This is a genomic window from Nocardioides candidus, from assembly GCF_041321175.1.
Classification (GTDB): Bacteria; Actinomycetota; Actinomycetes; order Propionibacteriales; family Nocardioidaceae; genus Nocardioides.
On the sequence record NZ_JBGGWC010000002.1, the window covers coordinates 1 to 25,588 of the forward strand.

25 protein-coding genes are annotated in these 25,588 nt (G+C 72.3%); 17 read left to right on the forward strand and 8 right to left on the reverse strand.

What is annotated here, in order from left to right; genetic code table 11:
- Positions 1 to 194: 194 nt before the first annotated feature.
- Positions 195 to 935, reverse strand: coding sequence for an SDR family oxidoreductase (locus ACAX67_RS09815; RefSeq protein WP_370703662.1), 741 nt, complete (start codon positions 933 to 935; stop codon positions 195 to 197).
- A gap of 85 nt (positions 936 to 1,020) precedes the next feature.
- Between ACAX67_RS09815 and ACAX67_RS09820 the strand changes: the two genes are divergently transcribed.
- Positions 1,021 to 1,743, forward strand: coding sequence for a DUF2278 family protein (locus tag ACAX67_RS09820; RefSeq protein WP_370703663.1), 723 nt, complete (start codon positions 1,021 to 1,023; stop codon positions 1,741 to 1,743).
- 6 nt (positions 1,744 to 1,749) lie between these two features.
- Here ACAX67_RS09820 and ACAX67_RS09825 read toward each other — a convergent pair whose 3' ends face one another.
- Positions 1,750 to 2,334: a DUF4396 domain-containing protein gene (locus tag ACAX67_RS09825; RefSeq protein WP_370703664.1), complete on the reverse strand. Its 585-nt coding sequence runs from the start codon at positions 2,332 to 2,334 to the stop codon at positions 1,750 to 1,752.
- A 139-nt stretch (positions 2,335 to 2,473) separates the two neighbouring features.
- Between ACAX67_RS09825 and egtB the strand changes: the two genes are divergently transcribed.
- Complete coding sequence (gene egtB / locus ACAX67_RS09830; RefSeq protein WP_370703665.1) at positions 2,474 to 3,793, forward strand: ergothioneine biosynthesis protein EgtB; 1,320 nt, start codon at positions 2,474 to 2,476, stop codon at positions 3,791 to 3,793.
- Complete coding sequence (egtD, locus tag ACAX67_RS09835; RefSeq protein ID WP_370703666.1) at positions 3,790 to 4,764, forward strand: L-histidine N(alpha)-methyltransferase; 975 nt, start codon at positions 3,790 to 3,792, stop codon at positions 4,762 to 4,764. Before egtB ends, egtD begins: the two co-directional genes overlap by 4 nt.
- Here the strand turns inward: egtD and ACAX67_RS09840 are convergent.
- Positions 4,678 to 6,174, reverse strand: a complete 1,497-nt coding sequence (locus ACAX67_RS09840; protein WP_370703667.1) for an MFS transporter — start codon at positions 6,172 to 6,174, stop codon at positions 4,678 to 4,680. The genes egtD and ACAX67_RS09840 overlap by 87 nt on opposite strands.
- 60 nt (positions 6,175 to 6,234) lie before the next feature.
- On the opposite strand from ACAX67_RS09840, the gene ACAX67_RS09845 reads away from it, so the two are divergent.
- Positions 6,235 to 6,696 carry a MarR family winged helix-turn-helix transcriptional regulator gene (locus tag ACAX67_RS09845; RefSeq protein ID WP_370703668.1) on the forward strand — a complete coding sequence of 154 codons (462 nt, stop codon included), beginning with the start codon at positions 6,235 to 6,237 and terminating at the stop codon, positions 6,694 to 6,696.
- Between the two features lie 27 nt (positions 6,697 to 6,723).
- On the opposite strand, the gene ACAX67_RS09850 is transcribed toward ACAX67_RS09845, so the two are convergent.
- The 3 genes from ACAX67_RS09850 to ACAX67_RS09860 all read right to left on the reverse strand — a co-directional run bounded on the left by ACAX67_RS09850 (position 6,724) and on the right by ACAX67_RS09860 (position 10,378).
- Positions 6,724 to 7,458: an acyltransferase gene (locus tag ACAX67_RS09850; RefSeq protein ID WP_370703669.1), complete on the reverse strand. Its 735-nt coding sequence runs from the start codon at positions 7,456 to 7,458 to the stop codon at positions 6,724 to 6,726.
- 23 nt (positions 7,459 to 7,481) lie between these two features.
- Positions 7,482 to 9,623, reverse strand: a complete 2,142-nt coding sequence (locus tag ACAX67_RS09855) for a DEAD/DEAH box helicase (RefSeq protein WP_370703670.1) — start codon at positions 9,621 to 9,623, stop codon at positions 7,482 to 7,484.
- A 113-nt stretch (positions 9,624 to 9,736) separates the two neighbouring features.
- On the reverse strand, positions 9,737 to 10,378 hold the full coding sequence (locus ACAX67_RS09860) for a LysE family translocator (protein WP_370703671.1): 642 nt from the start codon (positions 10,376 to 10,378) through the stop codon (positions 9,737 to 9,739).
- An 80-nt stretch (positions 10,379 to 10,458) separates the two neighbouring features.
- On the opposite strand from ACAX67_RS09860, the gene ACAX67_RS09865 reads away from it, so the two are divergent.
- Positions 10,459 to 11,301, forward strand: a complete 843-nt coding sequence (locus tag ACAX67_RS09865; RefSeq protein WP_370703672.1) for an SDR family oxidoreductase — start codon at positions 10,459 to 10,461, stop codon at positions 11,299 to 11,301.
- Positions 11,302 to 11,326: 25 nt separating this feature from the next.
- Complete coding sequence (locus tag ACAX67_RS09870) at positions 11,327 to 12,445, forward strand: CDP-glycerol glycerophosphotransferase family protein (protein ID WP_370703673.1); 1,119 nt, start codon at positions 11,327 to 11,329, stop codon at positions 12,443 to 12,445.
- A 3-nt stretch (positions 12,446 to 12,448) separates the two neighbouring features.
- Here ACAX67_RS09870 and ACAX67_RS09875 read toward each other — a convergent pair whose 3' ends face one another.
- Complete coding sequence (locus ACAX67_RS09875) at positions 12,449 to 13,312, reverse strand: TIGR03619 family F420-dependent LLM class oxidoreductase (RefSeq protein WP_370703674.1); 864 nt, start codon at positions 13,310 to 13,312, stop codon at positions 12,449 to 12,451.
- A 34-nt stretch (positions 13,313 to 13,346) separates the two neighbouring features.
- Between ACAX67_RS09875 and ACAX67_RS09880 the strand changes: the two genes are divergently transcribed.
- The 9 genes from ACAX67_RS09880 (at position 13,347) to ACAX67_RS09920 (ending at position 21,662) form a co-directional block, all read left to right on the forward strand.
- On the forward strand, positions 13,347 to 15,287 hold the full coding sequence (locus tag ACAX67_RS09880; protein ID WP_370703675.1) for an oxidoreductase: 1,941 nt from the start codon (positions 13,347 to 13,349) through the stop codon (positions 15,285 to 15,287).
- 56 nt (positions 15,288 to 15,343) lie between these two features.
- The gene (locus ACAX67_RS09885; RefSeq protein ID WP_370703676.1) at positions 15,344 to 15,547 is read left to right on the forward strand and encodes a hypothetical protein; all 204 of its coding nucleotides are present in this window, start codon (positions 15,344 to 15,346) and stop codon (positions 15,545 to 15,547) included.
- 85 nt (positions 15,548 to 15,632) lie between these two features.
- Complete coding sequence (locus ACAX67_RS09890) at positions 15,633 to 16,025, forward strand: hypothetical protein (RefSeq protein WP_370703677.1); 393 nt, start codon at positions 15,633 to 15,635, stop codon at positions 16,023 to 16,025.
- A gap of 13 nt (positions 16,026 to 16,038) precedes the next feature.
- On the forward strand, positions 16,039 to 16,851 hold the full coding sequence (locus ACAX67_RS09895; RefSeq protein WP_370703678.1) for an acyl-CoA thioester hydrolase/BAAT C-terminal domain-containing protein: 813 nt from the start codon (positions 16,039 to 16,041) through the stop codon (positions 16,849 to 16,851).
- 35 nt (positions 16,852 to 16,886) lie between these two features.
- The gene (locus ACAX67_RS09900) at positions 16,887 to 17,753 is read left to right on the forward strand and encodes a hypothetical protein (RefSeq protein ID WP_370703679.1); all 867 of its coding nucleotides are present in this window, start codon (positions 16,887 to 16,889) and stop codon (positions 17,751 to 17,753) included.
- Between the two features lie 9 nt (positions 17,754 to 17,762).
- Positions 17,763 to 18,098 carry a hypothetical protein gene (locus ACAX67_RS09905; RefSeq protein WP_370703680.1) on the forward strand — a complete coding sequence of 112 codons (336 nt, stop codon included), beginning with the start codon at positions 17,763 to 17,765 and terminating at the stop codon, positions 18,096 to 18,098.
- Between the two features lie 73 nt (positions 18,099 to 18,171).
- A complete protein-coding gene (locus ACAX67_RS09910; protein WP_370703681.1) occupies positions 18,172 to 18,645 on the forward strand; it encodes a VOC family protein in 474 nt (157 codons plus the stop codon).
- Between the two features lie 36 nt (positions 18,646 to 18,681).
- The gene (locus ACAX67_RS09915) at positions 18,682 to 19,308 is read left to right on the forward strand and encodes a maleylpyruvate isomerase family mycothiol-dependent enzyme (protein WP_370703682.1); all 627 of its coding nucleotides are present in this window, start codon (positions 18,682 to 18,684) and stop codon (positions 19,306 to 19,308) included.
- 65 nt (positions 19,309 to 19,373) lie between these two features.
- Positions 19,374 to 21,662 carry a catalase gene (locus ACAX67_RS09920; RefSeq protein ID WP_370703683.1) on the forward strand — a complete coding sequence of 763 codons (2,289 nt, stop codon included), beginning with the start codon at positions 19,374 to 19,376 and terminating at the stop codon, positions 21,660 to 21,662.
- A gap of 16 nt (positions 21,663 to 21,678) precedes the next feature.
- Here ACAX67_RS09920 and ACAX67_RS09925 read toward each other — a convergent pair whose 3' ends face one another.
- Positions 21,679 to 23,076 carry a pyridoxal phosphate-dependent decarboxylase family protein gene (locus ACAX67_RS09925; RefSeq protein ID WP_370703684.1) on the reverse strand — a complete coding sequence of 466 codons (1,398 nt, stop codon included), beginning with the start codon at positions 23,074 to 23,076 and terminating at the stop codon, positions 21,679 to 21,681.
- Positions 23,077 to 23,143: 67 nt separating this feature from the next.
- On the opposite strand from ACAX67_RS09925, the gene ACAX67_RS09930 reads away from it, so the two are divergent.
- Positions 23,144 to 24,241: an alpha/beta fold hydrolase gene (locus ACAX67_RS09930; RefSeq protein WP_370703685.1), complete on the forward strand. Its 1,098-nt coding sequence runs from the start codon at positions 23,144 to 23,146 to the stop codon at positions 24,239 to 24,241.
- On the forward strand, positions 24,178 to 25,578 hold the full coding sequence (gene chrA, locus ACAX67_RS09935) for a chromate efflux transporter (protein ID WP_370703686.1): 1,401 nt from the start codon (positions 24,178 to 24,180) through the stop codon (positions 25,576 to 25,578). Before ACAX67_RS09930 ends, chrA begins: the two co-directional genes overlap by 64 nt.
- Positions 25,579 to 25,588: the final 10 nt, after the last annotated feature.

Here is a 25,588-nt window from a genome sequence, read left to right on the forward strand (position 1 = left end):
CGATCGCCTGCTGGGCGCAGGAGGTGATCGGGTGCGGCTGCTGGACGAGCTCTGCGACCACCGATCCGACCTTCCCCCGAGTTGATACCCCAATCGTACACGTGTTCGATCCCAAATGCAACAGCAATGCGTCGGATGACTTGAATGCCAGCTCGCCCCACCGGCGAACGAAACCCACCGCGGCGACGAGGGCCCTACTGGGTCGCCAGCCAGGCGCCGTACGTCTCGGGCAGGATCACCGCACCCTCACCCGTCAGCAGCCCGCCGCCCTTGATCTGGCGGCCGGCCTTCCCGGGCACCGGCAGGGAGACCACCTTGGTGCGGTCACCGCGGTGCGCGACGAGGCGCCGGGCGAGGTCGGGCATCCGGTGCTGCTCGGGGCCGCCGACGTCGGGAGCGAGCCCGGCGGGTGCCCCCAGCGCCACGTCCACGACGTGCTCCGCGAGCTGACGGGCCGAGACCGGCTGGCTCAGCATGTCCGGGACGAGCTTGACCGGCCCCGGCGAGCGCTCGAGGAGCTGCCCGGCGAAGTCGTGGAACTGCGTGGCGCGCACGATCGTCCACGGCACCGGACCGCCCCGCACCAGCTCCTCCTGGCGGCGCTTGCCGTAGTAGTAGCCCATGTCGACCCGGTCGCAGCCGACGATCGAGACGACGACGTGGTGGCGGACGCCGGCGCGTTCCCCCGCGGAGAGCAGGTTGCCGCCCGCAGCCTCGAAGAACGCGATGGCCGGCTTCGCCCGGAGCGCGACCACGTTGGAGACGTCGACCACGGCGTCCACGCCGGCAAGCGCGTCGTCGAGGCCGTCGCCGGTGACGAGGTCGATACCAAGGGAACGGGCGATGACGACAGCGGAGAGGTCACGGCGTCGTACGGCGTCGACGACCTGGCGCCCCAGCACGCCCGTGCCGCCGGCCACTGCGATGGTGGTCACCGGGTCAGGCTAGCGACGAGCGACGACGCAGATGTATCAAGGGAGGTGGACCGGCGCTCCTCGATCCAGAAGCAGGAGGTGGGTCATGCCACTCAGCCACGGATACGGCGTCGCCATCGGCACCTTCGCGTCCTTCGCGCGCGAGAACCCGACCGACTACGGGACCTGGTACCACGGCAAGCTCCGCATCGACACGCCCGCCGGTCAGTACGAGGCGGCCCTCGACGTCGACACCCCGAGCGGCGTGGGGGTGAGCTATCGCGTCGTCGCCGACCTGACGACCCACGACATCCCGCTGCTCGCGGCGCTTCCCGACGGCTACTCGCCGCTCGTGCGGACCAGCACCTCCGGCGCCCTCGACTACGTGCGCAGCCCCGTGCTCCAGGACGGCTGGGTGGTCCGACGGCTGCGCTGGTGGATCGGGGCCATCAGCGCCCGACGTCGCGCGGAGCCGTGGGGACCCACCCTGCTCGACCGCACCATCGGCTGGATGCGCTGGCTCTGGCAGTGGCGATGGCGCTCCTTCCCGTGGGTCAGCAGCAACGGCGACAACGCGCTCGACGTGCTCGAGGCCCTGTTCCCGACGGCCACCCGCATCTACGTCCTGGGCGAGCCGTACACGTCGGGTCTCGGCGTGCACAACGTGCACATGAACCAGGGCGACCCGCCCGGGTCTCACCAGGACGACGACGGGACCTGGCAGGACGGCGCCGTGCTCGTGCAGCGGTCCGACGGCTCCGTGACCGCATGGCAGGTCAAGTTCAACACCCAGTCGCTGCACACCGACGACGACGGCCTGCCGGCCTGAGCGGCCTCACGCGGCGATCGACACCAGCAGTCCCCCGAGCACGAAGGCGAGGAGCCCGACCACCAGGGTCGAGGTCGCGATCGAGGGCAGCAGACGGCGCCAGCCGGTCGCGACCGCTGCCCCGTGGTAGCCGTGGGTCAGCGCGTGCCCCTTGCCGCGGGCCAGCAACCAGGCGTTGACCGGGTAGGCCGCGAGGAACGCGACTGCCAGCGCGAGCACCAGCGAGACCCAGAAGGTCGGGTTGACCAGGCCGGCGTCCATCGCGCCGGGGATGACGAGGACCACCGCGTTGTCGACCACCTCCATGGTCGCGATCGACAGGGTGTCCGCGGCGAGCACGACGCCGAGCGCCGCGGCCAGTCCGGTGCCGGCCTTGAGCACCGGCAGGGTCGAGAGCGCGTAGCCGAAGGTGAACGCCAGCGCGATCGAGATCGCGACGGTCCAGCCGTTGGCCAGCCCCGCCGCCGTACCGATCACCAGGCCCAGGATCTCGCCGATCGCGCAGCCGGTGAGGCAGTGCAGCGTCGCGGCGAGCGCCAGGGTGCGGGTCGACCCGGCGTGGTGGTCGTGGTGGTCTCCGTGGGTGTCCATGCCGGCTCGAACGATACCCCATAGGGGTATATTCCCTCCCGGCTACTCCTTGTTCACCACCGCTCCCCTTTGCTTGTCGGTGGTGCCTCCTACGTTGGTGGGTACCTGAAGGCCGGACCGACGACAGCGAGGTACGCGCATGACCAGCACGATCCGACAGGGGCTTGGCTGGGACCCCACCACGTTGCAGGACAGGTACGACGAGGTGCGGGCCTACACCGAGACGCTGGCCGCGCCGCTCTCCCCCGAGGACCAGACGGTCCAGTCGATGCCCGACGTGTCACCGACCAAGTGGCACCGCGCCCACGTCACGTGGTTCTTCGAGACCTTCCTGCTCGCGGACAACGAACCGGACTTCACGCCCTTCCAGGACAAGTACTGGTTCCTCTTCAACTCCTACTACGAGGCCGTCGGACCGCGCTACAGCCGCGCCGACCGCGGCTTCATCAGCCGACCGGGTGCTCATGACGTCGGCACCTACCGGTCCAACGTTGACGACCGCGTGCGCGACCTGCTGGCCCGCCTCGACGAGGGCACGCTGTCCAAGCTGGCGGGCACGATCGAGCTCGGCTTCCACCACGAGCAGCAGCACCAGGAGCTGCTGCTGATGGACATCAAGCACGTGCTCTCGCGCAACCCGCTGCAGCCGGCCTACGCCGGCTCCCCCACGGCCGCCTCGACCCCCGACCGGCTCGGCTGGGTCGAGGTCGACGGCGGGCTCGTCGAGATCGGCCACGAGAGGACGCGCGACGGCGACTTCTGCTTCGACAACGAGCTGCCCCGCCACGAGCAGTGGCTGCGCCCGTTCCGGATCGCCGACCGGCTGGTGACCAACGGCGAGTGGCTCGACTTCATGGCCGACGGCGGCTACCGCCGCCACGAGCACTGGCTCTCCGACGGCTGGGCGAAGGTGCAGACCGAGGGCTGGTCGGCGCCGTTCTACTGGACCGAGGTCGACGGCACCTGGTTCGAGCACACGCTGCACGGCACCTGGCCGGTCGACCCCGGGCTGCCCGTCTCCCACGTGAGCTTCTACGAGGCGGAGGCCTACGCCGCCTGGGCCGGGAAGCGGCTGCCGAGCGAGGCCGAGTGGGAGCACGCCGCCCGCTCCCTGCCGGTCGAGGGCAACCTCGCCAACACGACGAGCTGGCACCCCGAGGCCGCACCTGCCGCAGGGTCGGCCCCCGGTGGCTTGCGGCAGATGTTCGGCGACTGCTGGGAGTGGACCTCCTCGGCCTACCACCCCTACCCCGGATTCCACCCGCCCGCAGGGGCGATCGGCGAGTACAACGGCAAGTTCATGTCCAACCAGATGGTCCTCAAGGGCGGCTGCGCGTTGACCCCCGCCGGTCACGCGCGCGCCTCCTACCGCAACTTCTTCCCCCACCAGTCGCGCTGGGCCCTGAGCGGCGTGCGGCTGGCCGACGACGAGCCCACGAGCACAGGAGCCCGCGCATGAACCAGCCCAAGGTCGACGTGCTCCTCGCCGCCAACTGGGCCGCGTCGGGCCTGGTCCAGGACGTCCGGCGCGGGCTCGGGTCCGTGCCGCGCACCCTGCCACCCAAGTGGCTCTACGACGACGAGGGCTCGCGGCTCTTCGACCGGATCACCCGGCTGGAGGAGTACTACCCCACGGAGTGCGAGCGCACGATCCTGCGCGACCACGCCGCGGAGATCGCGGCGACCTCGGGAGCGACCACCCTGGTCGAGCTCGGGTCTGGCACGAGCGACAAGACCCGGCTGCTGCTCGACGCGTTCGCCGACGCGGGCCGGCTGGACAGGTTCGTGCCGGTGGACGTCTCGGAGGAGACCCTGCGCGACGCCGCCGCCATGCTGGCCACCCGCTACCCCGACACCGACGTCGAGGCCGTGGTCGGCGACTTCACCCTCCACCTCGGCCACCTCACCCGCTACCGGCACAAGCTCATCGCCTTCCTGGGCGGCACGATCGGCAACCTCTACGTCGAGGAGCGCGGCGCCTTCCTCGGCGCGCTGGCCGACTCGATGGACGCCGGCGACGAGCTGCTGCTCGGCACCGACCTGGTCAAGGACGCCGACCGGCTGATCTCGGCCTACGACGACGCCGAGGGCGTGACCGAGGCGTTCGTGAAGAACAGCCTGCGCGTGCTCAACCGCGAGCTCGGCGCCGACTTCGACCTCGACGCCTACTCCTACGTGCCGTTCTGGGACCGCCGGATGCAGCGCATGGACCTGCGCCTGCGCACCGAGATGCCCCAGCACGTCACCATCCCGGGCGCCGACCTGGAGCTCGATCTCGCGTCCGGCGAGGAGATCCGCGTGGAGATCTCCACGAAGTTCACCGAGGAGCGGCTGCGCGACGAGCTAGGAGCGGTGGGGCTCGAGATCGGCCACATGTGGCGCGATCCCAGCGACAGCTTCGCCGTGACCCTCGCGCGGAAGGTCGGCTGAGACCTCGTCGTCCTGGCGGCGCGGGATCGTGGCCGCGATCGCGACCCCGAGGAACGCTGCCGCGGCACCGATCACGAAGCACAGCTGGAAGGCGTGCTGGGTCGGCAGCGCGATCCCGCCGAGGACCTTGGTGTCGCTGGTGAGCACCGTCGCCATGACCGCGGCCGCGATCGTGGTGCCGACGGAGCGCATGAGTGCGTTGAGCCCGACCGCGGCGCCGGCCTCCCGCGGCGGGGCGGCGTCGAGGATGAGCGTGGGCATCGCGGCGTAGCCGATGCCGACACCGGCCGACGCGATGCATGCGGCGACCATCAGCTGCCAGGCGGCGCCCATCAGGAAGAGGGCGACCAGGTAGCCCGCGCCGAGCACGATCGCACCGGCGATGAGGGTCAGCTTCGCGCCGACGCGACCGATCAACGCGCCCGAGACGGGCGAGAGCAGCATCATCATCAGGCCGCCCGGCGCCATCCACAGGCCCGCCTGCAGCACCGTCTGGCCGAGCCCGTAGCCGGTGCTCACCGGCGCCTGCAGCAGCTGCGGCACCACGATCGACTGCGCCATCATGCCGAAGCCGATCGCCATCGCGGCGATGTTGGTGAGCAGCACGGGTCGCTGTGCGGAGGTCCGCAGGTCGACCATCGGCTCGCTCACCCGCAGCTCGTAGGCGCCCCAGGCCAGCAGCACGACGACGCCGGCGGCGATCGCCCCCAGGGTGCGGGCGTCACCCCAGCCCCACGCGCTCGCCTTCGAGACGCCGACGAGGAAGCTGACCAAGCCGAGCGCCAGGCCGAGGGCGCCGACGACGTCGAGACGGCCCCGGTGAGCGTCATGGACGTGCGGCACGACGGCCTCGACCGCCACCACGAGGATCGTGGCCAGCCCGGCGGCGACCCAGAAGAGAAGGTGCCAGTGCCCACTGTCGGCGATCCACGCGGCGAGCGGCAGCCCGATCGCCCCGCCGACGCCGAGGGTCGCGCTCATCGCAGCGACCGAGGTCGCTGCCATCTTCGGAGGCACGATCTCCCGGATCAGCGAGATCGCGACCGGGATGAAGCCCATCGCCACGCCCTGCAGCGCGCGCCCGACCAACATCGGCAGCAGCGTGCTCGACAGCGCACAGACAACGGAGCCCACCACCAGCGTCGCGGCGCTCACCACGAGCACCCGCTGCTTGCCCACCATGTCGGCGAGCCGACCGGAGACCGGCATCGAGATCGCGGCGACGAGCAGGGTCACGGTGACGACCCACGCCGTGTCGGCGGCATCGGCGTGGAGCAGCTGCGGCAGCTCGCTCTGGATCGGGATGACCATCGTCTGCGTGGTGGCAGCAGCCAGGCCGCCGAAGCAGAGTGCGGCGACGGCGACCAGGGGGTTGCGGGCGACCTCGACGGCCTCATCCGGGTTCGACACGTGTGCATGTTACATATGCTTGACTTCAACAACGAAAACCCGAGCACTATCCTCACCCGTGTGACCTCCCCCGAGCCGATCGACGACGCGCTCCTGCGCGCCCTGGGGGACGAGCTGATCCGGCTGAACCGTCGGCGGATGACGACGTACGCCGACGCGGTGCTGGACAACTCCGCGTTCAAGATCCTCTGGCTGCTGGTCGAGACCGGGCCGATGACGCTCAAGGAGATCGCCGAGCACCTCCAGCTCGAGCAGTCGACCATCAACCGGCAGGTCAACGCCGCCATCGACCGCGGCCTCGCCGAGCGGGTCGACGCGCCGGGGCAGGCGGCGCGCCACGTGCAGGCGACGCCGGCCGGCGAGACGGGCTACCGGCACGACGCGGAGCTGCGCGCCGCGGTGATGCGGGAGGCGCTGGCCGACCTCGGCCCCGGCGCCGCGGCCGGGGTCATCGCCGACCTCGGGCGCCTCAACGACGCCTTCGACCGGGCGCACACCCGCGCGGGCAGCGACCCGGCCTGACGCGCGGCTCGGCCGGCGCGGCAACGGTCAGGGCGTGTCGTCCGGGCTCCACGTGACGCCCTCGCGGATCACCCGCGCCGGGCAGCCGGCGACGGCCGTGCGTGGAGGGACCTTCTGACCCCGCACCATCGCGCGGCTGCCCACGACGACACCGTCACCGACCTCGCAGTGACCGGTGATGATCGCGTCACGGCCGAGCCAGACATGCCGACCGAGCCGGATGTGGGCGCCGTAGGGGTTGATGCGTGCGCCCGTCTCCGCGTCCTCCAGGCGGTGCATGTCGTCGGTCGCGATGTAGACGTTGGCCGCCCACAGCTGGCCCGGCTCGGCGATCACCGACCCACCGTTGCGGGCGTCGACGATCGCACAGCGGGTCGCGGTGACGTCGGCGGTCAGCACGACCGTCGAGTGCGCGCCGCAGTAGATCTCGCTGCCGGTGAACGCACTGCGCGGACCCAGGAACACGGTGGCCCCGTCGCCCCCGATCAGGAGCGAGGCGACGTTGTTGGTCGGGCTGGCGACCACGAGGACGACGTCGGAGAACGGGTAGTAGGACATCGTGGCGACGAGCTTCTCCGGCAGGTCGACGTCGTCGACGTCGTCACCGAGGTAGAGGGCGTTGCCGCCCTCGTGCCACCAGCCCGGGAGCGGTGCGTCGACCCGCCGCAGCGCGGTCGACGCCAGCACGTCGGGGTCGACGCCGGCGGCGCTCAGGCGGGCGCGGTGCTCGTCATCGAGCCCCCCGGCACGGGTCCACGGCATGGCGGACAGTGTGCACCACCGCGTCAGAACGCGGCAGCGTTCTCGCGCTTCTCCAGGGCGGCGGTCAGCAGGCCGACCAGCGCCTCGAGCTGCAGGTCGAAGCCGCCGTCGCCCTCCTGCACCTCGGCGTCGAGCGCCCGCGCGGCGAGCCCCGCCTTGCTGCCGATGAGCTCGGCCACCCGGGTGTCGATCGTCTGGGTCGCGATGACGCGCCAGGCCGTGACCGGCTCGGTCTGTCCGATGCGGTGCACCCGGTCGATCGCCTGGGTCTGCTCGGCGTCGGTCCAGGACAGCTCCGCGAGCACCAGGTTGGAGGCCACCTGCAGGTTGATGCCGACACCGGCCGCGGTGAGCGAGCAGACGATGATCTGGACCTCGGGGTCGTTGGTGAACGAGTCGATCGCCTTCTCGCGGGCCGACTTCGACTGGTCGCCCCGGATCGACACCGACGGGATGCCGCGCGCCGCGAACGTCTCCTCGGCGGTGTCCATCACGTCGATGTGCTTGGCGAAGAAGACGACCTTGCCCGCGTTGCGGGCGAGCTGGGCGGCGTAGTCGGCGGCCAGGCCGGCCTTGGCCTGCCCGATCCGGCGCAGCATGCCGAAGACGTTCTCCCCCGAGTCCGTCGAGATGTCCTCGCGCTCCCACGTCGCGACCTGGCGGACCAGGTCGTGGTCGATGCCCTCGGTGAACGTCTGGTTGCGACGCGTCTCCCTGGCGCGGTCGTAGCGCTCCACCAGCCTGCGGGCGAGGTCCTCCTCCGCCTTGCGGATGGAGCGGCCGGCCTCGCCCTCGAGCTCGACCGGCACGTCGGCGATCCGCCGGGCCGGGATGTCGGCGGCGACGTCGACCTTGCGGCGGCGTACGACGCCCATGTCGACCACGATCTGCCGGGCCGCCGGGTAGAACGACCGGTCGGCAGGGGTCAGGCCGGTGTCGTCGAGGTCGGCCATCAGCTCGCCGAGCGGCTTCTTGTCGTCGATCCAGCCGAGGAACTGCCAGATCGCGCGGAAGTCCTCGATGTCGTTGATCAGCGGGGTGCCGGTCAGCGCCATCAGCAGGGGCCGCGGCACCCGCTTGCGGATCCGCTCGGCGAGCTCGAGGACGTTCTGCGAGCGCTGCGAGGTCTTGTTCTTGATGTAGTGCGCCTCGTCGACGATCATCCCGCGGAAGCCGTGCTGGCCGAGCCAGCCGAGGTGCCGGTCGAGGATCTCGTAGTTGACGATGAAGACGTCGGCGAAGCCGTCGACGTCCATCGCGTCGCCGTGGAGGACCGTCGCCCGGCGGCTCGGCGTCCAGAGGTCGACCTCGCGGGCCCAGTTGGTCTTGACGACGTTGGGCACGGTGACGATGAGCGGGTAGGCCTCCGCCGTCTGCGCGGCGAGCAACGCCTGCGCCGTCTTGCCGAGGCCGGGCTCGTCGGCGAGCAGGAAGGTGCGGTGGCCCTCGGCCGCCGCCTCGACCAGCTGCGCCTGGTGCTTCATGAGCTCGCGGCCCGGAGGCAGCATGACCATGCCGGGCTCGTCGGGCAGCTCCATGCAGACGGGCGCACCGGGCGTGGTGTCCTCGAAGGAGCGGAAGAGCGGGCCGAGCAGCTCCCACGTCGACAGGCGTCCGGTCGGCTTGCGCACCTGGACGGCCGCGTCGAAGTCGGGGACGAGGAACGGGTTGGCCAGCTGCCGCGCGATCACCGACTGCGGGATCGCGCGCCGCTCGGCCAGCGCCTGGTCGGGGTCGATGGCCGGCTCGGGCTCCGGGTCGGGGACGTCGTAGCCGCCCCGTCGCTGCAGCTCGCGCTTCAGCTCGACGGCGGAGTCGGAGATCTCGGCGTCCTCGGCGAGCAGCTCGAAGAGCCGCGGGTCGCGCGCCGCCGTCTGGGCGAGGATCGTCGCGATCCCGTCGAGCCGCTTGAGCTCCTCCGACCGCTTGCCGTCCGAGAGCGTCTCGTCGGCCTTGACCCGGGTGCGCTCCTCGCGGGCCAGGAGGGCGACCACCTGGAACTTGGTGCGTACGTCGGGCATCGCCGAGCGCCGCGCCACCGCGGACTCGACCTCGCGCACCACCCGCGCGAGGACGGGGATGATGCCCGTCTCGTCACGACGGACGGTCTTGCTCTGGCCACCTCGACGCTGCTGCGCGGGGCGACGCTGGCCTCCTCGAGCCACGGAAAGTCCCTACCCTCAGGCGCCGACCGGGGCGGCCGGCGGTCATGGCGCGAGCGCGGTCACTCAGAGGACCCGCACGTCTCGCGACGTGCACACCCTAGCAACAACCCGCGCTATTCCGTCGCCACCAGGGTCGCACCGAGCCCGATCATCATCAGGCCGCCCGCCACACCCAGCCGGTCGAGGCGCTGGGGACGCCGCGAGAACCAGTCGCGCGCCCGGCTCGCGGCGAGGGCCCAGATGCTGTCGGACATGACCGCCATCGCGCCGAAGACGACCCCGAGCACCGCGATCGCCGCCCCCGGGCTGCCCGAGGAGCCGTTGGTGAACTGCGGCAGGAAGGCCACGAAGAACACGATGGTCTTCGGGTTGGTGGTGCCGACGATGACGCCCGTGCGGACGGACTGCAGGGCCGTCGAGCGTCGGGGTGGGGCGTCGGCCGCGGCGTCCATGGCCAGCCGGGCGTCGCCCCGGTGGCGGATCGCCTGCACGCCGAGGTAGACGACGTAGGCGGCGCCGACGAGCTTGATGACCAGGTAGGCCTCCGCCGACGCGGCGACGACGGCCCCGAGGCCCACCGCCACCAGGACGATCTGGATCATCAGGCCCAGGCCGTTGCCGAGCACCGAGAGCAGCGCGTCGCGCCGGCCGACGGTCAGCGCGCGGCCGATCGTGAAGAGCAGGCTCGGTCCCGGCACCTGGATGAAGAGGATCGAGGCGAGGAGGAAGGCGAGCCACTGGCTGGACGACGGCACCCGCCGATCATCCCAGGGGGCGCCGACCACGGCCAGTCGTTAACGGGGCGAACTGGAACACGTTCTACTAGGCTCCGCCCGTGAGCACCTACGTCGTGACCGGCGCCGCCTCGGGAATGGGCCGCGCGGTCGCCGAGAAGCTGGCCGCCGCCGGCCACAGCGTGATCGACGTCGACATCGTCGACGCGACCGTCATGGCCGACCTCTCCACTCCCGCCGGCCGCCGGAGGGCCGCCACCGAGGTGCTCGAGCGCTGCGACGGCAGGCTCGACGGTGCGGTGATGGCCGCGGGCCTCGGACCCGCCTCCGGCAGGACCCGGCTCATCGCCGAGGTCAACTTCTTCGGCGTCACCGAGCTCCTCGATGCCTGGCGCCCGGCCCTGGCCGCCGCCGGCAACGCGAAGGCGGTCGTCTTCTCCAGCAACTCGAGCACGACGGTCCCGATGGTGCCCGGACGAGCGGTGCGCGGCTTCCTCGCCGGCGACGTCGACAAGGCGGTCGGCACGCTGCGGATCTTCGGCAAGCAGGCGCCGACCTTCGCCTACGCGGCGAGCAAGATCGCGATCAGCCGGTGGGTACGACGCACCGCGGTCCTCCCCGAGTGGGCCGGCGCCGGGATCCGGCTCAACGCGATCGCGCCGGGCGCCGTGCTCACGCCGTTGCTGGAGAAGCAGCTCGCGACGCCGGCCGAGGCCAAGCAGATCAAGCGCTTCCCCGTGCCGATCGGCGGCTTCGGGGACCCCTCGCACCTCGCGGACTGGGTCGTCTTCATGCTCTCGGAGTCCGCGGACTTCCTGTGCGGCAGCGTGGTGTTCGTCGACGGCGGGTCGGACGCCTGGTTCCGGGCGGACGACTGGCCGCGCGGCGTGCCCGCTCGCCGGCTGCGCGGCTACCTGCGGCGGATGCGGGAGTTCCGCCACTGAGGCTGGGACGGCTTAACCTGCGCGGGTGCAGCAGCAGACCGACGTCGTCGCCTACTTCGGGGAGGACCCGACCCGCGTCTACCAGCTCGTGCAGTGGCTGCCGGTCCTCGAGGTGCTCGACCGCGAGCTCCGCACCCGCCTGGTCGTGCGGAACGCCGAGGTGGCCCGGCTGCTGAGCGACCGCACCTCGCTGTCGGTCGTCCACGCCCCGGGCTTCGACGACCTCGCCAAGGCCTTCGAGACCCTCGACCCGGCGGTGGTCCTCTACTGCAACAACTCCCGCACCAACGTCGACGCGCTGCTCCAGCACCGGATGCTGCACGTGCACGTCAACCACGGCGAGAGCGACAAGCAGAGCATGGTCAGCAACAACGCCAAGGCCTACGACCGGGTGTTCGTCGCGGGCGAGGCCGCCGTGCAGCGGCACCTGGCGCACCTGCTGGAGTTCGACGGCTCCTCGCTGGTGCGGATCGGGCGGCCGCAGCTCGACCTGATCGGGCCGTCACCGCTGCCGCCGAGCGATCGGCGCACCGTCCTCTACGCCCCGACCTGGGAGGGCGACGCCGACTACAACGACTACACGTCCGTCGACCTCCTCGGTCCGGCCATCGTCGAGGCCGTGCTCGACCTGCCCGCCGTGCGCCTGGTCTACAAGCCGCACCCGAAGGTGGTCAGCAGCCTGACCCCGGCGATCGCGATCCATCACGCGGCGATCGTGCAGCGCGTCGCCGAGGCGGCGGCGGCCGACCCCGGGGCCGGGCACGTCGTGGTCACCGACGGCGACATCCTGCCCCTGATGCAGGCGTGCGACGCGATCGTCACCGACGTCTCGTCGGTAGGGCTCGACTGGCTCTACCTGCGCACCGACGCGCCGATCGTGCTGACCGACCGGCACGCCGACCGCGAGGCGCTGCTGCGCGACGTCCCGGTCGCGCGGTGCGCCGACGTCGTGGATCTCCGGTCGATCACCGGCCTGGCCGGGATCCTCGCCGGCAGCCTGGCCCACGACGACCGCCGCGCAGCACGCGAGGCGATGCGGCGGCACTACTTCGGCGACGTACGGATCGGCGAGAGCACCCAGCGGTTCGTGCGCGCCGTCGCCGACCTGGTGGACCTGCGCCACCGGCTCGTGTCCCCGGCGTAGGGCTCAGAGCCGGTCCATCACGTCCTCGCGGAAGCGGGCGACGCCCTCGAGCTTGGCCTGGAGCGGCGCGTCGGGGCGGCAGTAGTACATCCACGGCATCGTCATGCACAGCGTGACGCCGCCCTCCGACGCCCGCGCGAAGTCGTCGGGGGTGAGCGCGTCCGTGAGGGCGGGCGCGACCTCGAACGGCACGTCGCCCCTCCCCTGCTCCTCGCGGAACGTCCGCAGCCGTCGTGCGACCTCGACGGCCTCGTCGACCGTGGCCATGTCGCCGACCCAGCCGTCGTGGCGTGCCGCGCGCCGCAGGGCGATGTCGGACAGCCCACCCACCCACACCGGCACCGGTCCGGGGGGCTCCGGCTTCATGACGAGCCGGTCGCACCGGTAGAACTCTCCGTCGAACTCGGTCCACCCGGGCTTCCAGAGCTCCCGCATCAGGGCGAGGCCCTCGTCCGTGCGCCGGCCGCGGGTGCCGAACTCCTGCTCGAGCAGCTCGAACTCCTCGCGGCACCAGCCGACCCCGACGCCGAGCGCGACCCGGCCGCCGGACAGTGCCGCCGCGGTGCCGACCGCCTTGGCCACCACGAACGGGTTGCGCATCGCCGCGACGTAGACGGAGGTGAAGAACTGCAGGCGCGTCGTCACCTGGGCCAGCGCGCCGACGGTCACCCACGGGTCGGGCCAGTCGACGTCGGGCTCCCAGCGGCGTCGTCCGTCGGACGTGTAGGGGTACGGCGTCGCGACCTCCTCGAGGTCGACGACGTGATCGGCCAGGCTGAAGGCGCGGAAGCCGTGCTCCTCCGCCGCCCGAGCAAGCGGGACCAGCTGCTCGACGGGTTGGTAGGCGGCCACCATGGCGAAGTCCACGCGGTCAGGTTAGCCATGAAGTAGAACAGGTTCTATGAATGCGCCGTCGTACGACCACCTCCTCTCGCCGGGTCGGATCGGTCGGATGGAGCTCCGCAACCGGATCGTCATGTCGCCGATGGAGACCATGTACGGCACCTCCGACGGATTGCCCTCGGAGCGCACGATCGCCTACTTCGCCGCCCGCGCCGCCGGCGGCGCGGGCCTCGTCACCGTCGGCGCCACCGGCGTGGACCCGCTCCATCCAGAGACGCCCGGCGGGCTGCAGATCGGCACCGACGACGCGATCGCCGCGCACCGCCGCCTCGTCGACGCGGTGCACGCGCACGGTGCGCGGATCCAGCCGCAGCTGGTCCACGCCGGTCCCGACGGCCTCGGCCCCGAGATGCACGGGGTGACCTCGCTCGGCCCCTCGGTCATCCCGTCCTACCTGACCGGCCGGCCCTCGGCAGAGGCGACGAAGGAGCAGATCGCGGTCGTCCTCGACCAGCTGCGTGCGGCGGCCGGCCGCGTGCGCGAGGCCGGGTACGACGGCCTGGAGCTCCACGCCGCGCACGGCTACATGTTCCTCGGCTCCTTCCTCGCACCGCAGCGCAACCGGCGCGGCGACCGCTACCGCGGCTCGTCGGTCGAGGGGCGGATCCGGGTCGTGCTCGAGGCGCTCGCCGCCATCCGGTCGGAGGTCGGCGCGGACTTCCCGGTCACGCTGCGCATCTCAGGTCACGAGCGGGTCGCCGCGGGCCGCCCGGTCCACGACACCGCCACGATCGCGCCGCTCCTCGTCGAGGCCGGCGTCGACGCCTTCCACGTCAGCGGCGGGGTGATCGACCGGCTGGTCACGGGGATGGTCAACGGCTCCGACCGCGGCGACGGCCTCAACGTGGGCGCAGCGGCCGCGGTGAAGGAGGTCGTGGACGTCCCGGTCATCGCGGTGGGGCGGTTGCACTCCCCCGCGCTCGCCGAGTCGGTGCTCGCCGACGGTCGCGCGGACTTCGTCGCCCTCGGCCGCCCGCTCCTCGCCGACCCGGACCTGCCCCGCAAGCTCGCCGCCGGCGAGCCCGCCCGGGTCCGGCAGTGCATCTCCTGCGAGAACTGCATCGACACCCTCGAGGAGAAGCTCGCCACCGAGTGCGCCGTCAACGCTGCGACGGGCCATGAGACCGAGCTGGTGCTCGAGCCGGGCCGGCGCACCCACCGGCTCGTCGTCGTGGGCGGCGGGCCGGCCGGCCTGGAGGCGGCCCGGCTCGCGTCGGCGGCCGGCCACGACGTCGTACTCATGGAGCGCAGCGACCGGCTCGGCGGCGCTCTCGTCGCGGCGTCGGCCGTGCACCCGGAGAACCGCCCCTACCTCGACTGGCTGCTGGCCGAGGTGGCGCGAACCGGTGCCGCCGTCGTGCTGGGGGTCCCGGCCACCGTCGACGCGATCGCCGCCGCGCGCCCCACCGCTGTGGTCGTCGCGACCGGCGGACGCCTCGTGCTGCCGCAGATCCCCGGCGCGGACCTCCCGCACGTGACGGGCGGACTCGACCCGGACGCCCGCCCCGAGGGTCGGCGGGTGGTCGTGGTGGGGGGCCGCCTGGCGGCGGTGGAGTACGCCGAGGTGCTGGCCGCCCGTGGATCGCTGGTCACAATCCTGGAGCCGGGTCCGGAGATCGCGCCGGAGTTCGGCGCGAAACGGCGCTCGGAGCACTTCGACCGGATCGACCGGCTCGGCATCACGGTGCACGTGGGCTGCTCGGTCGGGGCGATCGAGACCGCCGGGGTCCGCTACACGCCCGTCCACGGCACGACGCGGCTGCTGCCGGCCGACGCGGTCGTGCTCGCCGGGACCGTCGTGCCGGACACGTCCCTCGCGACGGAGATCTCCGAGCGGCTCCCGGAGACCGAGGTCCACACGATCGGCGACGCTGCTCTGGGACTCGGCCTCATCCGCGGCGCGACCGCGAGCGCGGCCCGCGCGGTGCGTTCGATCTGACCGCGGTCGCGCTTTCTCCCTAGGTGGCCGGCGGGCCTCGGGCCTACGGTCGTCGCGTGCGACTGGACGTTGACGGCGAGACCTTCGAGCTGAGGACCGACGAGCACGGCGGGACCCACTACGACTGGGTCAGCGGCCCCAACGCCGGCTACGGGTTCGGCTCGAGCCCGACCGCGGGGACCGTCGACCAGCACGTCGAGAACATCCGGGTGTTCCTCTCGATGATCGATCCCGCGACCGGCTACATCGGGGACGACTGATGGCCCCTGCGATCGATCCTGCGAAGGACGGCGCCGAGCCGCTCCCCTGGCGCCGAGGACGCCCACCTCGCCTGGCGTGCGCGACATGACGGATCTCGACCAGGCCTGGGTGGAGGCCGTGTGCGCCGCGTGCGACCCGGTCTTCGACGCCGCGAATGTCGGGTTCCTGCGTCAGGTCCAGCACGCGGAGGACGGGACGGTAGGGGCCGTGTTGTGGGAGGCCGACCCGCGCAGGTTCGCCGAGCGCTACCCGGACAGCGGCATCGTCGAGGCGTACGGCGCCGAGCAGTGGAGTGGGGTGCCCTGCATCGACTACTGGGTCTACGTCGACCACGTTGCGCGCACCGCGCGCGTCAGCGTGGAGGGCTGGAACCTGCCGGAGGTGCGGCTCCCCCTCCGAGGCGATCTCCTCGACGCGACCGCGCTGGCCGACCTGTTCGCGCGGATCCTCGGCGTGCCGAGCCCCCGGACGGGCTGACAGACTCGAGCCCGTGGAGCAACGTCGACTCGTGGGCCCCGACGGCGTGCGGTGGGTGCCGGACGCCGCGACAGGGGTCGGCGCCCTGGTCGTCGCGGGCTCGAGCGGGCGCGTGGACTCCCCCCGCGCCGAGCTGCTCGCGAGGCAGGGCGCGCTCGCCGAGTCGATCCGGTGGTTCGGCGGTGCGGGCCAGCCCGCAGGCCCGTGGGACGTGCCGCTGGAGACGTTCATCGCGCGCGTCGACGACCTGGCGCGCGACTGCGACCGCGTCGTGGTGCTCGGCACGTCGTTCGGCGCCGAGGCCGCTCTGCACGTCGGCGCGCTGTGCCCGGCGGTGACGGCGGTGGTCGGCTTCGCTCCGTCCGACGTCACCTGGGCCGGCGTACGACCGGACGGGTCGGTCACGTCGCACTGGACGCTGGGCGGCGAGCCGCTCCCGTTCGTCGCGTACGACGACGGATGGACGCCGGACAACGACGTGCCGGCGTACGTCGGCCTCTATGCAGCGAGCCGCGAGCGCTTCGCCGCCGACCTCACCCGGGCCGCGATCCCGGTCGAGCAGATCGGGACCGTGGTCGTCGTCGCCGGTGGGGACGACCAGGTGTGGCCCTCCGTCGTGATGGCCGAGTCGATCCGGCATCGACGGGCCGACGCCGGCAGGGAGACCCTCGTGGTCACCGACGCCGACGCGGGCCATCGCACGATCCTCCCGGGGGAGGCCGTGGTGACCGGCGGGACCACCATGCGCCGGGGCGGCACGGAGGAGGCCGACCGTCGCATCGGCGCGGCGGCGTGGTCCCACGTCGTCGGCCTGCTCTCCGGGTGAGTCCCGGGACCACCCCCGCGGCCTACGCTCCGCGCATGGGTTCGCAGGTCGTCGTACGACGCGCGGTCGGCGCGGCGGTCCTCCCCCTGCTCGCCTTCGCGACCGGTTGCTCGTCCGAGCCCGGCCCGTCACGACCCGAGGCGACGGCCGGCGAGCGATCGAGCAGCCGCGCGCCCGGCACCAGCGCTCCAGACCCCACCGCGACCACGGACCCGCCGCAGCGCCCTCCCCGCTACCACCCGCTGTCCACCGAGGTCGACGCCGAGGCGAAGCGGGTGGCCGCACGCGCGGTCGAGGCACTGCCGAGGGTGCGTCGGGTGACCTACACCCAGTACTTCGGCTACCTGCCGCCGAGGGCCGACATCCTGGTCGAGGCCGACTTCGCGAGCGGCGGCGGAGCGACGTACTCCGTCCTCATCAGCCGGCCGGGCGACCGGTGGCGGGTCGACGACGTCCGGGAGGCGCACCCTCCCGCGGCCCTGCCGGACCCGGGCCCGTTGGCGCGACGCGTGCTCGACAGCAACCGGATCACCCTGCCCTGGGCCGGGCGGGCGGACGTCGCTGCCGGAGACGTCGCCGATGCGGTGCTCAGGTCGATGCTGGCGATCGCGCGGCAGCACACCATCGGCGTCAGCGTGCTGATCTCGGCCCACCCGGTCGACGTCTTCGGCACCGACCGGCGCAGCGACCACCCCGACGGGCGCGCCTACGACATCGGGCGGATCGACGGCCGTCTCGTGGTCTTCCCCGGGACGATGGGCCGGGTGCGTGACGTGATGCGCCTCGCGGCGGGCACCGGCGCCTACCAGGTCGGCGGCCCCGAGGACCTCGACGGCGGCGGCAGCCAGTACTTCTCCGACGCCACGCACAGCGACCACGTGCACGTCGGCTTCCCCGGGTAGCGTCGCCCCATGTCGGAATCTCCTGACGGGTCCGGACCGGCCCGGCGCATCGGTCAGGCCGATCGCGAGGACACGGTCTGGTGGTTCACCTGGCTCGGCGTCGTGCTCGCGGCGGCCGGACTGGCCGACGGGATCTGGCTGGCGACTCGGGAGCGGATCGCCGACTGCCCCGACGGCAAGTACTTCCCCGAGGGCACGACCGACCTCGACTGCTACGCCCACCCGCAGCTCGGCCTCGGCATCGGGATCGCCGTGCTGTCGGTGCTGCTCGGGATCCTGGTGGTGTTCGCCAGCATCCTGCTGCGCGCGCACCTGGCGGACAGGATGCCCCCCGAGGGGCGATGATTCCTCGCCCTCGCCGGGGTCACTACTCGCACACGACCCTCGGACAGGGGGTCCCCGGGTCCGAGGAGACGTCATGGCATCGGTACGCACACACCTGTGGTTCGGCAACGACAAGGCCGTCGAGGCGGCCCGGTTCTACGCAGAGAACATCCCCGGCTCGTCCGTCGGACGGGTGACCACGGCCCGCACGGCGCCGGACAGCAGGGTGGCCGACGTCGTCGAGTTCACGGTGGCCGGGCACGAGGTGATCGGCCTCAACGCCGGGCCGATGTTCCATCCCGACGAGGCGTTCTCCTTCTACCTCCGCGTCGACGGCCAGGACGAGGTCGACCACTACTGGGAGGTCCTCACCGCCGACGGCGGCGAGCCCGGCTCGTGCGGATGGTGCAAGGACAGGTACGGCGTCTCGTGGCAGGTCATCCCGCGCCAGCTCGAGGAGCTGTCGGGCGACTACTCCACCGAGGCCAACCAGCGCGTCTGCCAGGCGATGCTGAAGATGGGCAAGATCGACGTGGCCGAGCTCCAGGCGGCGTACGACGGCGCCTGACCGCCGGTCCTGGCCGGACGTTCCTACGATGGCCGGGTGGACGTCCACTCCCGTACGGCGGCGAACCGCCGGATGCTGGCCGACTTCTTCGACGCACGCACGCCCGACGAGCTGGCCACGCACAGCCTGTGCGACGCGTGGTCGGTGCGTGAGGTGCTCGGTCACCTCGTGATGCCGTTCGCCGGGGGCGCCCGGAGGTTCGTCCGTGAGCTGGTCCGCGCGCGCGGGTCGCTCGATCGCGCGAGCACGCGGATCGCGGCCGACCTGGCGACGCGGCCGGTTGCCGAGCTCACCGCGGTGCTCCGCGACCACGCCGACACCACGTTCCGCGCGCCGGGGGTCGGTCCGATGGGGCAGATGGCCGACGGCTGCCTGCACCTGCGCGACTGCGCCCGCCCGCTCGGCCTCCCGGACGACGTCCCCCTCGCCGACTGGCGGATGGTCCTCGACTGGCTGCCGACCGGGGTGCCCGGTCTCGCCCCGAAGCGCCGCTCGGCAGGCCTGAGCCTGCGCGCCACCGACCAGGACTGGTCGTGGGGATCGGGCGAGGAGGTGACCGGGAGCAGCGAGGCGCTCGCGATGGCCCTGGCCGGCCGCGCTACCGCCCTCGAAGACCTCGAGGGTCCCGGCGTCGGGACGCTCCGCACCCGGTTGACGCGCTGACCGAAGGGCCTGGATCAAGAGGACGCCCGCGGGTACCCGCCCTGGACTACTTCTCGGGAGGACTCATGGTCGACAGCGGCAAGGCAGCACGGGTGGTCAAGAAGGCGGTGCGTTCGGCGGTCACGCAGGCGGCGGAGAGCGCCCTGGCGGCGGTGTCCGGCACGGACAAGCCGCCCGCCCCGGGGGTGCCCGGTCCCAAGCCCCCGAAGGCGACCGAGCCGACCAGGCCGGTGGACCCGCTGCCGCCGAAGCCCGACCAGACCGGCCCGGACCGTCGTACGGCCACGGGGGCGGAGACGCTCGTGCCCCGCGAGGACGTGGCCCAGCAGGGCCGGTTCCTCACGACGTCGCAGGGCGTGCGGCTGCGCGACACCGACCACTCGCTGAAGGCCGGGGACCGCGGGCCGACGCTGCTGCAGGACCACCACCTGCGCGAGAAGATCACCCACTTCGACCACGAGCGGATCCCGGAGCGGGTCGTCCACGCGCGCGGCGCAGGCGCGCACGGCGTGTTCATCGGCTACGGCAACGCCAAGCCGATCTGCCGCTCGGGATTCCTCGGCCGCGGCGTCGAGACGCCCGTGTTCGTCCGCTTCTCCACCGTGCTCGGCTCGCGCGGCTCGGCGGACACGGTTCGCGACACGCGCGGCTTCGCCACGAAGTTCTACACCGACGAGGGCACCTTCGACCTGGTCGGCAACAACATCCCCGTCTTCTTCATCCAGGACGGCATCAAGTTCCCCGACGTCGTGCACGCCGCCAAGCCGCACCCCGACCGCGAGATCCCCCAGGCGCAGAGCGCGCACGACACGTTCTGGGACTTCGTCTCCCTCCACACCGAGGCCCAGCACCACACGTTGTGGAACATGTCGGACCGCGGCATCCCCCGCTCCTACCGGACGATGGAGGGCTTCGGGGTCCACACCTTCCGCACCGTCAACCAGGCCGGCGAGACGTCGCTGGTGAAGTTCCACTGGAAGCCCAAGCTCGGCGTGCACTCGCTCACGTGGGAAGAGGCCCAGCTGATCGGGGGCATGGACCCCGACTACCACCGTCGCGACCTCGCCGACGCTATCGAGTCCGGCGCCTACCCGCAGTGGGAGCTCGGCGTGCAGGTCTTCGAGGACACCGACGACCAGACCTTCGAGGGCATCGACCTGCTCGACCCGACCAAGCTGGTGCCGGAGGAGCTCGCCCCGGTCCAGCCGATCGGTCTGCTCACGCTGACCCGCAACCCCACGAACTACTTCGCGGAGACCGAGCAGGTCGCCTTCCACGTCGGCAACCTCGTCCCCGGCATCGACGTCACCAACGACCCGCTGCTCCAGGCACGCCTCTTCTCGTACGTCGACACGCAGCTCACCCGGCTCGGCGGGCCGAACTTCTCGCAGATCCCCATCAACCGGCCCCACGCGCCGGTCAACGACATGCTCCGCGACGGCTTCCACCAGCACGCGGTGCACGCGGGCGTGGCGCCGTACCGCCCGAACTCCCTCGACGGAGGCTGCCCGTTCCACGCCTCCGGTGCTCGCGACGCCGCCTTCGTCGACGCCGCGGTCCGAGTGGCGGAGTCGGTGAAGGGACGCGAGGCCCCGGCGTCCTTCGCCGACCACTTCAGCCAGGCGAGGCAGTTCTGGCTGAGCATGACGGAGGTCGAGCAGCAGCACATCGTGCTCGCCTACACCTTCGAGCTGTCCCGCTGCTACGAGCAGGCCATCAAGGAGCGCCAGCTGCAGGCGCTCGCACAGATCGATCCGGTGCTCTGCCAGGAGGTCGCGACCGGACTGGGGCTGCCCGCACCCGAGCCCGAGGGTGCGCTCGCGGCGGTCGAGCCGAGCCCCGCCCTCTCGCAGCTCGGGCAGGAGTGGCCGATCGACGGCCGGATCGTGGGTATCGTCGTCGCCGACGACGGGGACCTCGACGGCGTCAGCGACCTGGTCGAGGCCATCGCAGACCACGACATGGTCGCCCTGGTGATCGGTCCGCACGGCGGCAAGCTGTCCGACGGCACGACGGTGCAGCGCACCTTCGGCGCCAGCCGGTCGATCGAGTTCGACGCCCTCCTCCTCGCCGGCTGCCCGGCACCGGCTCCCGACGCCCTGCCCGTTCGCAACGCCAAGGCCGACGAGCCGACCGCGCCGCTCGACCCGCGGGTGCGGCTGATGCTCGAGGAGTGCTACCGGCACGCCAAGGCGATCGGCGCGTGGGGCGCCGGCACCGACGCGCTGCTCGCGACCGGCATCCCCGAGGCGGCGCCCGGCGTGGTGCGGGGCGAGGCGGGCGAGGACACGCTGGCCGAGCTCGAGCAGCTGATGCGCAACCACCGGGCCTGGGAGCGGTTCGCCCCTCTGTGACGGGCCCGGCCGGCGGTCAGACCTCGCGGAGGAGCGCGAGCACCGCCGCGTGCAGGTCCGGTACGGCGGCCTCGTGCTCGGGCTTCATCAGCACCGACCGCAGGATCCGGCCCGCGTCGACGTCGGCCTCGACCCGGTGGCCGCGCGCGGCGAGCGACGCTCCGCCGACGGTGTAGGTCGCGAGGTGCAGCGACTCGTCGAGCGGGAGCGCCATCCCCTGCGCCAGCACCGCGGCGCTGACCGCGTCGACCTCGGACAGCCGCGCCCGGGCGGGCAGGTAGGTGACGATGTCGAGCGCCGGCGGCTGGTAGAGCGCGAGCTCGCCGGAGTCCTCGATCAGCCCCGCCCACGCCAGTGCGGCCCGGCGCCCGGGCCGGAGCACCTCGCCCAGCCCGTCGGAGGTGAGCGGCAGCAGCCGCGTGGTCAGCCAGAGCGCAGCGGCGGCCGCGCCGGCGCGTGAGCACTCCAGCGAGATCTCGCCGAGGTGCAGGTCGTCGGAGGTGAAGTAGGTGTAGGGCGAGTCGTGCAGGTAGTGCGCCGCCACGCCGGGGTCGCGGAAGAGCACCGCCCCGCAGCCGTAGGGCTGGAGCCCGTGCTTGTGGGGGTCGATGACCACCGAGTCGGCGTCGGCGATCGCGGCGAACGGCGCGGCGGCGACCCCGTCGGGGGTGTCGTCGGCGATCAGCCGGAAGAAGCCGCCGTACGCCGCGTCGACGTGCACCCGCACGCCGTTCTCCCGCGCCAGCGGGACGATCTCGTGCACCGGGTCGACCGCACCGAGCCCGGTCGTCCCGGTCGTGGCGACCACCGTGCCGACGCGTCCCGAGGCGAGCAGGTCAGCCAGCGCCTCGAGCGACATCGACCCGTCGGGTCCGGTGGGTACCGCGACCGCCTCGATGCCGAGCACGTGGGCCATCCGGGCGTGCGTGTAGTGCGCGTCGGCACTGTGCGCGATCGCCTTGCCGGGATGGGTCTCGCGGGCGACGAACAGCGCCTCCAGGTTGGCGATCGTGCCGCTGCTGGTCAGGTGGCCGAGGTGCCCCGGGGCGGGCGGGAAGCCGAACATGGCCGCCAGCTGGGCGACCACCTCCTTCTCCATCGCAGCGGTCGCCGGACCGCCGTCGAGCGCGTGGTTGTTGGGATTGACCAGCATCGCGGTGACGTAGCCGATGATCGCGGCCGGATGGGGCGGCTTGAGCATCTGACCCGCGTAGCGCGGGTGGTGGAAGGGGTAGTTGTCGCGCAACCGGCTCCGCAGGTCGGCGGTGGCGGCCTCGAGCGCACCGAGGTCGACGTCCTGGGAGGGATGGGGCGCGACGTCGCCGTACTCCCGCATCCACGCGGCCAGCTCCTCGACGGCGACCTGCAGCTGCTCCCCCAGCACGCCCGCACCTGCCGGTATCGCCTTCAACATGGTCCCGACCCTAGCCAGGTGCGGCAGGATGTCGCCCGACCCCAGCCGCTCCCGCGTGAGGTGACCGATGGCCAGAGTGCTCGACCCCCGGCGGCCGATGGCGATCCGTCGCCAGTCGGTCCTCAACCTGTGGGACTTCCTGGTCAAGGGCGGCATCGCCGACACCACGCGCACCCCGTCGGAGATCATCGACACGGGCCGCACCCGCGAGCTGCACCGCTACGACAAGGCGACGGGCGTGCGGTCCAAGGGCCTGCCGGTGCTGCTGGTGCCGCCCCTCGGTGCCCAGGCGTCGTGCTTCGACCTGCGCCGGGGGCTCTCGCTGGCCGAGGACTTCGTGAGCAGGGGCCGACCGACCTACCTCGTCGACTACGGACCGCTGAAGGGCGAGGACCGGCTCGTGGGCATCGAGCACTTCGTCAACGACGTGCTCCCACCGGCGATCCGCAAGGTGTCGGAGGACGCCGGCGGGCGCGACGTGCACCTCGTGGGCTGGTGCATGGGCGGCCTGCTCTCCCTGGCCACGACGTCGATCTACGACGACCTTCCGATCCGGTCGGTGGCGATGGTGGCGAGCCCGTTCGACACCTCCAAGATCCCCACGCTGCGGCCGATCCGGGCGATCGGCAAGGTGACCGACGGCCGCATCGTCGGCACGGCGCTCAAGGCGGCCGGGTCGGTGCCTGCGCCGCTGGTAAGCATCGGCTTCAAGGCGACCGCGCTGCCGACGTACCTCAAGAAGCCGCGCACCCTCTGGAACCGCCGCGAGGACCGGGAGTTCCTCGGCCAGATCCAGGCCGTCGACATCGTGATGAACAACATGCTCGCCTACCCGGGCCGCGCCACGCTGCAGGTCTACCAGCGGATGGCGCTGCGCAACGAGCTCGCCACCGGACGCATCCAGGGACCCACGCACCTCATCGACCTCGCCAAGGTCACCGTGCCGGTGATGAACGTCGCCGGGAGCAGCGACGTGCTCGTGCCCCAGGCTGCGGCACACCATGTCGGCGGCCTCGTGACGGGCTCGCCCGACGTACGTCTCCCGGTCGCGCCGGGTGGCCACCTCGGCGTGCTGACCGGGACCAGGGCGCCGGACACGACGTGGCGCGAGATCCACACGTTCCTCACCGACTACGACCGGAGGAGACGGCCGTCGACGACCTGATCCCGCTGCGGGAGGCGACCCGGACCTGGTTCGCGATCTCGCTGCAGACCTTCGGCGGACCCGCGGGCCAGATCGCGGTGATGCAGCACAAGCTCGTCGACGAGAAGCGCTGGATCGGTCAGCAGCGGTTCCTGCACGCCCTCAACTTCTGCACCCTGCTTCCCGGCCCGGAGGCGCAGCAGCTGGCGATCTACACCGGCTGGCTGCTCAACGGGACGCGCGGCGGCCTCATCGCGGGCGGCCTCTTCGTGCTCCCGGGCGTGGTCGCGCTGATGGCGCTCTCGGCCGTCTACGTGCGCTTCGGCGAGACCGACTTCGTCTCCGCCCTCTTCGCCGGGGTGGCACCCGCCGTCATCGCGATCGTCGTGTCGGCCATCCAGCGCATCGCCCGGCGCGCCCTCGCCCACCGGGCCCTGGTCGCGATCGCGGTCGCCGCGTTCCTCGCCCTCACCGTCTTCTCCGTGCCCTTCCCGCTGGTGGTGCTGGCCGCCGGGGTGGTGGGATGGCTGCTCGGTCGCTGGATGCCGGGGATCTCCGCGGGCCAGGCGCACGGTGCGACCGACCCCGGCCCACCGCCGCTGATCAGCGACGACACGCTCCACCACGAGCTGCCGTCGAAGCGCCGCTCGCTGACGATCCTGGTCGTCGGGGCGGTGCTCTGGATGGCCCCGGTCGCCGCCTTCGCCCTGCTCGTCTCCTCGACCGACGTCTTCGTCGACCAGGGCCTGTTCTTCTCCGGCGCCGCGGTCGTCACGTTCGGCGGCGCCTACGCCGTCCTGTCCTACGTCGCCCAGCAGGCGGTCAGCGTCTACCACTGGCTCGCGCCGGGCGAGATGGTGCGTGGCCTCGCCCTCGCGGAGACGACGCCCGGGCCGCTCATCATGGTGGTGCAGTTCGTCGCCTTCGTCGGCGCCTACCGCCACCCCGGCGCGTTCGACCCGTGGGTCGCCGCGGCCCTGGCGTCGCTCCTCGTGACCTGGGTGACCTTCGTGCCCTGCTTCCTCTTCGTGCTCCTCGGAGCGCCCTACGTGGAGCGACTCCGCCACAACCCGCACCTCCGCGCCGCGCTGACAGGCGTCACGGCCGCGGTGGTCGGCGTCATCGCCAACCTCGCGGTGTTCTTCGCGCTGCACAACCTCTTCGACCGGGCGCACGAGGTCGACAGGGGGCCGGTGCGGCTCGACGTGCCGGTCGTCTCCACCTGGGACCCGGTCGCCTTCGGGATCACCGGGGTCGCGCTCGCCGTGATGTTCGGCCGGGGCTGGGGACCGATGCGCACCCTCGGTCTCTGCGCCGCCCTCGGCGTCGTCGTGTACGCCGTCGGGCCGGCCCGGTAGCGCCGGCGGA